Origin of the sequence: Streptomyces sp. NPDC059567, from assembly GCF_042735655.1 — a bacterium.
In the GTDB taxonomy this organism is placed as follows: Bacteria; Actinomycetota; Actinomycetes; order Streptomycetales; family Streptomycetaceae; genus Streptomyces.
In genome coordinates this window covers 33,597-39,660 of record NZ_JBHWBS010000056.1, presented here as the reverse complement: position 1 = coordinate 39,660, position 6,064 = coordinate 33,597, and the positions used below count along the sequence as shown (strand labels likewise).

Below are 6,064 nucleotides of genomic sequence, written 5' to 3'. Positions count from 1 at the left end.
GGCCCGGTGCGCGGCGGCCGCCGTGGCGGGGGCCGGGCGGGCGCGGCCCGGGCGGTGGGGGGCGCCCCCCCCGGGGCGGCCCTGGGGGGGGGGGCCGCGCGCCCCGGGGGCGCCCCCCCGGCCGTCACCGTCGAAGGCGTCGTCACGCGCTCACCTCGCGGCAGGCGCGGTAGAAGTCCTTCCAGCCGTCGCGCTCCCGGACGACCGTCTCCAGGTACTCCTGCCAGATGACACGGTCCGCGGCCGGGTCGCGGACGACGGCGCCGAGGATGCCGGCGGCGACGTCGGCGGGGCGCAGGACGCCGTCGCCGAAGTGGGCGGCCAGGGCGAGGCCGCCGGTGACGACGGAGATGGCCTCGGCCGTCGACAGCGTCCCCGAAGGGGACTTGAGCTTCGTCCGGCCGTCGGTGGTGACCCCGTCGCGCAGCTCGCGGAAGACGGTGACGATCCGGCGGATCTCCTCGACCCCCTCGGGGACGGCCGGCAGGTCGAGGGAGCGGCCGATCTGGTCGACGCGGCGCGCGACGATGTCGACCTCCGCCTCAGGGGTGGCCGGCAGGGGCAGCACGACGGTGTTGAAGCGGCGGCGCAGGGCGCTGGAGAGGTCGTTGACCCCGCGGTCGCGGTCGTTGGCGGTGGCGATGAGGTTGAAGCCCCGTACGGCCTGCACCTCTTGGCCGAGCTCCGGCACGGGCAGGGTCTTCTCGGACAGGATCGTGATGAGCGTGTCCTGCACGTCGGCGGGGATGCGGGTGAGCTCCTCGACGCGGGCGGTCAGGCCCTGGGACATCGCGCGCATGACGGGACTGGGCACGAGCGCGTCCCGGCTGGGGCCGTGGGCGAGCAGCTTGGCGTAGTTCCAGCCGTAGCGGATCGCCTCCTCGGGCGTCCCGGCCGTGCCCTGCACCAGCAGGGTCGAGTCACCGCTGACGGCGGCGGCGAGGTGTTCGGAGACCCAGGTCTTGGCGGTGCCGGGCACGCCGAGCAGGAGCAGTGCGCGGTCGGTGGCGAGTGTGGTGACGGCGACCTCGACGATCCGGCGCGGCCCGACGTACTTCGGTGTGATCACCGTTCCTTCGGGCAGGGTGCCGCCGAGGAGATAGGTGGCGACGGCCCAGGGCGAGAGCTGCCAACGGACGGGCCGCGGCCGGTCGTCGGCGGCGGCGAGCGCCTTGAGTTCGTCCGCGAAGGCGTGTTCGGCGTGGGGCCGCAGGGCCTCGGCGCCGGATTCGACGCCGGTGTCGCCGCCCGCTCCGATCCCGGCTTCCGCGGCGGTCGGTGCGGCCGCCCCGGTGACGCTTCCGGCACCGGGGACGGCGCTCGTGATGGTTTCGGGCACGGTCATGGATCCCCCTCCAGATCGTTCGACCTGATGTGTGATCCACCGTGCACCACGCCACTGACAATCGGCCGTCGCCGCAGTTCAGAGGCTAAGTCCGCACGCTCGGACGGGAGTCAGCCGGCGATCGGGGAGACCGCGACGCAGCCACCGGTCATCGCCTGCTCGCCCTTCGCCTCCTTGATGACCTTGCCCTTGTGGATGACCTTGCAGGTGATGTCGGCCGCCGGGTCGAGCGAGAGCGGCATGACGGCCGGCGGCATGATGCCCTTCAGCGTCACCGTCTTCGTCCACGGCGTGGCCGGCTTGGTCTCCTTCTCGAGCTTCGGCTCCATGCCCGAACCGCTGCCACCGTGGAACTCGATCGACTCGATGTTCTTGCCGGTGACCTCGTACGTGACCTCGTAGGTCTCGTTGACGGCCTTGTCGACCTGGTCGGCGGCCTTGTCCGCGGCCTCGGAGCAGGCGCCGAGACCGAACGCGAGGCCGGTGACGGCGAGGACCGAGACGGCGGTGCGGATGGTGCGCTTCATGAGGTGTCCCCCAGGGAGTTCCGGTGGTTGTCCCCCGCACACAATCGTAAAGGGAAGGTAAAGTCAAATACCCCGCCGCGTCGGCGGGGAGCGCGCGAAACCGCAGGTCAGGATCGTTGTCAGTGGGTCCCCCTACCGTCATGGGCATGGATACACAGGGGGTGCGCTGGACGGCGGATCAGGTGCTGGCTCTGGCTCCTGACGATGCCTCACGCAGAGCGGGAAGCAAGCTCGGCACGGCCGGGCCGTGGTCGGGTACGGGCGGTAGCGGCGAGGGGGCCGTCTGGGGTCTGTGCCGGGGCAGCGGCAGCAAGCCGTACCGCACGGTCGTCGACATCACCGGCCCGGCGTATTCGTGCAGTTGCCCCAGCCGGAAGTTCCCGTGCAAGCACGCGCTGGGCCTGCTCCTGCTCTGGGCCTCGGACGGAGCGGACGTCGGGGGCGGCGACGCGCCGGACTGGGCGGAGCAGTGGCTGGAGGGCAGACGCAAGCGCGCCGAGGGCGTACGGGCCCGTGAGGCGGACGGCTCCGGCCGGGCGGGCACCGCCGACCCCGAGGCCGCGCGCCGCCGGGCGGAGCGCCGGGCCGCTCGGATCACGGCGGGCGCGGAGGAGTTGGAGCAGCGGCTCGCCGATCTGCTGCGGGGCGGACTGGCCTCGGCCGAGCAGTCCGGATACGGCCTGTGGGAGGAGACCGCGGCCCGGATGGTCGACGCCCAGGCCCCCGGACTCGCGGGCCGGGTCAGGGAGTTGGGATCGATACCGGGCTCGGGACCGGGCTGGCCGGTCCGGCTCCTGGAGGAGTGCGCGCTGACCCATCTCCTCGACCGCGCCTGGCTCTCCGTCGACCGGCTCCCCGGCCCGCTGGCGGCGACCGTCCGCACGCGGGTGGGCCTGCCCGCTCCGGTGCAGGGCACCGCGGTGCGGGACCGCTGGCTGGTGCTCGCGCAGTACGACTCCACGGACGGCAAGCTGACGACGCGTCGCATCTGGCTGCACGGCAGGGAGACCGGACGCACGGCGCTACTCCTCTCCTTCGGAGCCATGGGGCGCGCGCCCGAACTGGGCCTTCCGGTGGGCGTGACGGTCGACGCCGCGCTCACCCCGCATGCGGGTGCGGGCGCGCTGCGGGCCGAGCTGGGCGAGCTCTTCTCGGCGCCCGCCCCGCTCGACGCCCCGCCCCGCGGCGGCACGGTCGGGGACGCGCTCCATGCCTACGGCCTCGCCCTGCGCGAGGACCCCTGGCTGGACTCCTGGCCGGTGACGCTCGCCGATGTGGTCCCCATACCGACGGACCACGGCTGGCAGCTCGCCGACGCGTCACCGGTCGCGGGCGGCGGCGAGGCGCTGCCGCTCAGCGGTCCCGCGCTCGGGCGGCCGGGCCTGTGGCGGCTCGCCGCGCTCTCCGGAGGCGGGCCGGTGACCGTCTTCGGGGAGTGCGGGCACCGCGGGTTCACCCCGCTCGCCGCCTGGTCCGCCGACGCCCCCGGAGAGACGGTCCCGCTCCACTGAGTCCGCACGACCGCCCGACGACAGCCTGGAGGACCTCCATGGACGCCTGGGAAGAACTCGTCACCTCGGCGCTGCTCGGTACCGACCGCCGGCCGCCCGCGCTCCCCGACCGGGCGGGCGGGGGCGCCCCCGTCGCGCTGCTGGACGCCGCGGTGCTGCACACCGTACGGCGCAGGGCGGGGCTGCGGCCCGGGCCCGCCGTCCCCGCGCCGGAGCCCGCGCCCGCTGACGCCCGCAGGCCCCTGCCCGAGCCCGCCCGCCACCGCCTCGCCCAGCTCCTCGCGGGCCGCGCCGCGGCCGCGCCGTCCGGAGGGCGGCGCGGGGCCGCGCCCGACCTCGCGGAGCTGCTCCCGCAGTGGCTCGCCGCCGCCAACGACCACGGCTACAAGGCCCCTGCCTCGGCTCTGCCCGCCCTCCTCGACGCCGCCCGCGCCCGGACCGATCTGCGGCCCCAGGCCCTCGCGCTCGCCGGGCCGCGCGGGCTGTGGCTGGCCCGGATGAACCCGGAGTGGAAGTTCGCCCTGCGCGGCGCCGGAGGGAGTTCGGCGCTCCCGGATCCCCGGGACGGCGAGGCGGTCCGGGAGCTGTGGGAGGAGGGGCTGTTCGCCGAGCGGGTCGCGCTGCTCGCCTCCGTACGGACCGAGGACCCGGCGGCCGCCCTTGAGCTGCTGCGTTCCACATGGCCCGCCGAGCGGGCGGAGGACCGGCTGATGTTCCTGGACTCGCTGCGGGACGGACTCTCCGGCGCGGACGAGGAGTTCCTGGAGGCTGCCCTGTCGGACCGCAGTCGCAATGTGCGCTCGACGGCCGCCGAGCTGCTCTCCGCACTGCCCGACTCGGCGCTCGCGGGCCGGATGGCGCGGCGCGCCTCGTCCTGTGTCTCGCTGGACCGTACGAAGGGGGCCGAGACCGTCGTCGTCGAAGCCCCGCACGAATGCGACGAGGCGATGCAGCGGGACGGACTGATCGCAACCCCGCCGGCGGGCCGCGGCGAGCGGTCGTGGTGGCTGGGCCAGCTGGTCGAGTCGGCGCCGCTGGCGTGCTGGAAGGCGCGGTTCGGCGGGCGGGCGCCCGAGGAGATCGTCGCCCTTCCGGTCGCCGACGACTGGCAGGGGGAGTTGCATGCAGCCTGGTGCCGGGCGGCGGTACGGCAGCGGGACGCCGACTGGTCCCGGGCCCTGCTCGGCGCCCCGGCCGCCCCGCCGGCGACCGGCCCCGGCATCGCTTCGCTCGCGGAGCGGGCGAAGCTGCTCTCGACGCTCCCGGACGAGGCACGGGCTCGGTGGGTCGCCTCGTTCATCGCGGCCCACGGTCTGTCGGAGGCGTTCCAGCTGCTGGGCGTGTGCACGGTGCCCTGGGCGGAGCCGCTGGGCGGCGCGGTGATCGACGCCCTGGACATCGCCCGCGAGGCGGGCAGCTACCCCTGGAGCTTCAGCGGGGTGATGGGCCTCGCGGAGCGCTGCCTGTCCCCGGACGCGGCGCCCCAGCTGGAGTCCCTGACCGCCCTCCCCGCAGAACCGGAGGACGCCTCCCCAGGAGCCGGAAGCTACTGGTCGGAGGCGTTCCAGCGCCTGGTGTCGACCCTGCGCCTACGGGCGACGATGCGGGCGGAACTGGCGGGGTAGCCGGACAGCCATGGCGGCCGCCCGCCACGGCCCTCCACACGGCCCCCGCCCCGGCGACGGCCTGGCGGCTCGGGCCGACGGGCCGAGCGGCCGGGCGGGACGGGCCGAGCGGTGTGGACACCCGACGTGCCGCCGGGCCGAGCTGCCTGTGAGCCACGCGGGAGGCGGGGGACAGGAGCCCGCGGGACGTCGCGGCCCCACCTGCCCTTCGGGTGGCTCCGCAGGCGCTGGATGTGCCGGGCAAGCACCCCGGGGGCAGAGCGGGCCAGGCGCCCGCCCTGCGGTCGGCAGGCCCAGCCCGCCCGCGCCCGCCCGAATGCCCCCGCCCCGAGACCCCCGCAGGGGCTACGCCGCGACGCGGACGTTCGCGTTCACCCAGGCCACGATCGACGCCGTCGTCGCGCCCGGCGTGAAGATCTCCGCCACGCCCTTCTCCTTCAGCGGCGCGATGTCCGCGTCCGGGATGATCCCGCCGCCGAAGACCTTGATGTCCTCCGCGTCGCGCTCCTTCAGGAGCTCCAGGACCTTCACGAAGAGCGTGTTGTGCGCGCCCGAGAGGATGGAGAGACCGATCGCGTCGGCGTCCTCCTGGATCGCCGTGTCCACGATCTGCTCCGGCGTCTGGTGCAGCCCCGTGTAGATGACCTCCATGCCGGCGTCACGCAGTGCCCGCGCGATCACCTTGGCCCCGCGATCGTGGCCGTCGAGACCCGGCTTGGCTACCACCACGCGGATCGGACCGGTCACACCCATCACTGCCTCCACATGCGACCCCCGCGCGTCTTTGCCGGGGAGGTGAACGAACGTTATCGCCAGCATCCCGCACGTGACCGTTTCGCGGAGGCCGGCGAGGGGGAAATCACACGGTGGGACATTGTTCGCCTGCGCCGGACCCTCCCGGGCCCTCCACACCGGGCCCACCAGCCTCAATCGGGCCGTGCGCAAGGGAGCCGCTACGGGGTTGGGGGGGCCCCCCCCCCCCCCCCCCCCCCCCCCCCCGGGCGCCCCCCCCCCCCCCCCCCTGGGGGCCCCCCCGCCCGGGGGGGGGGGGGCGGC

General features: G+C 75.1%; 5 protein-coding genes. 2 read left to right on the top strand and 3 right to left on the bottom strand.

Annotated features, from left to right (window positions below; translation table 11 throughout):
• Window positions 1–142: 142 nt before the first annotated feature.
• Window positions 143–1,345: an AAA family ATPase gene (locus ACFVZW_RS23495; protein ID WP_384524438.1), complete on the bottom strand. Its 1,203-nt coding sequence runs from the start codon at window positions 1,343–1,345 to the stop codon at window positions 143–145.
• Window positions 1,346–1,455: 110 nt separating this feature from the next.
• Entirely contained in the window at window positions 1,456–1,872 is a 417-nt protein-coding gene (locus ACFVZW_RS23490; RefSeq protein ID WP_384524435.1) for a hypothetical protein, read from the bottom strand.
• Window positions 1,873–2,012: 140 nt separating this feature from the next.
• On the opposite strand from ACFVZW_RS23490, the gene ACFVZW_RS23485 reads away from it, so the two are divergent.
• Window positions 2,013–3,383, top strand: coding sequence for an SWIM zinc finger family protein (locus tag ACFVZW_RS23485; RefSeq protein ID WP_384524432.1), 1,371 nt, complete (start codon window positions 2,013–2,015; stop codon window positions 3,381–3,383).
• A gap of 38 nt (window positions 3,384–3,421) precedes the next feature.
• A complete protein-coding gene (locus ACFVZW_RS23480; RefSeq protein WP_384524429.1) occupies window positions 3,422–5,008 on the top strand; it encodes a DUF5691 domain-containing protein in 1,587 nt (528 codons plus the stop codon).
• Between the two features lie 345 nt (window positions 5,009–5,353).
• Here ACFVZW_RS23480 and ACFVZW_RS23475 read toward each other — a convergent pair whose 3' ends face one another.
• Window positions 5,354–5,761, bottom strand: a complete 408-nt coding sequence (locus ACFVZW_RS23475; RefSeq protein ID WP_260229324.1) for a cobalamin B12-binding domain-containing protein — start codon at window positions 5,759–5,761, stop codon at window positions 5,354–5,356.
• Window positions 5,762–6,064 lie beyond the last annotated feature (303 nt).

What these genes read in the sequence shown, in the direction of transcription:
- ACFVZW_RS23490 (WP_384524435.1), bottom strand. Translation starts at nt 1,872, where the DNA reads ATGAAGCGCACCATCCGCACCGCCGTCTCGGTCCTCGCCGTCACCGGC.
- ACFVZW_RS23485 (WP_384524432.1), top strand. Translation starts at nt 2,013, where the DNA reads ATGGGCATGGATACACAGGGGGTGCGCTGGACGGCGGATCAGGTGCTG.
- ACFVZW_RS23475 (WP_260229324.1), bottom strand. Translation starts at nt 5,761, where the DNA reads ATGGGTGTGACCGGTCCGATCCGCGTGGTGGTAGCCAAGCCGGGTCTC.
- ACFVZW_RS23480 (WP_384524429.1), top strand. Translation starts at nt 3,422, where the DNA reads ATGGACGCCTGGGAAGAACTCGTCACCTCGGCGCTGCTCGGTACCGAC.
- ACFVZW_RS23495 (WP_384524438.1), bottom strand. Translation starts at nt 1,345, where the DNA reads ATGACCGTGCCCGAAACCATCACGAGCGCCGTCCCCGGTGCCGGAAGC.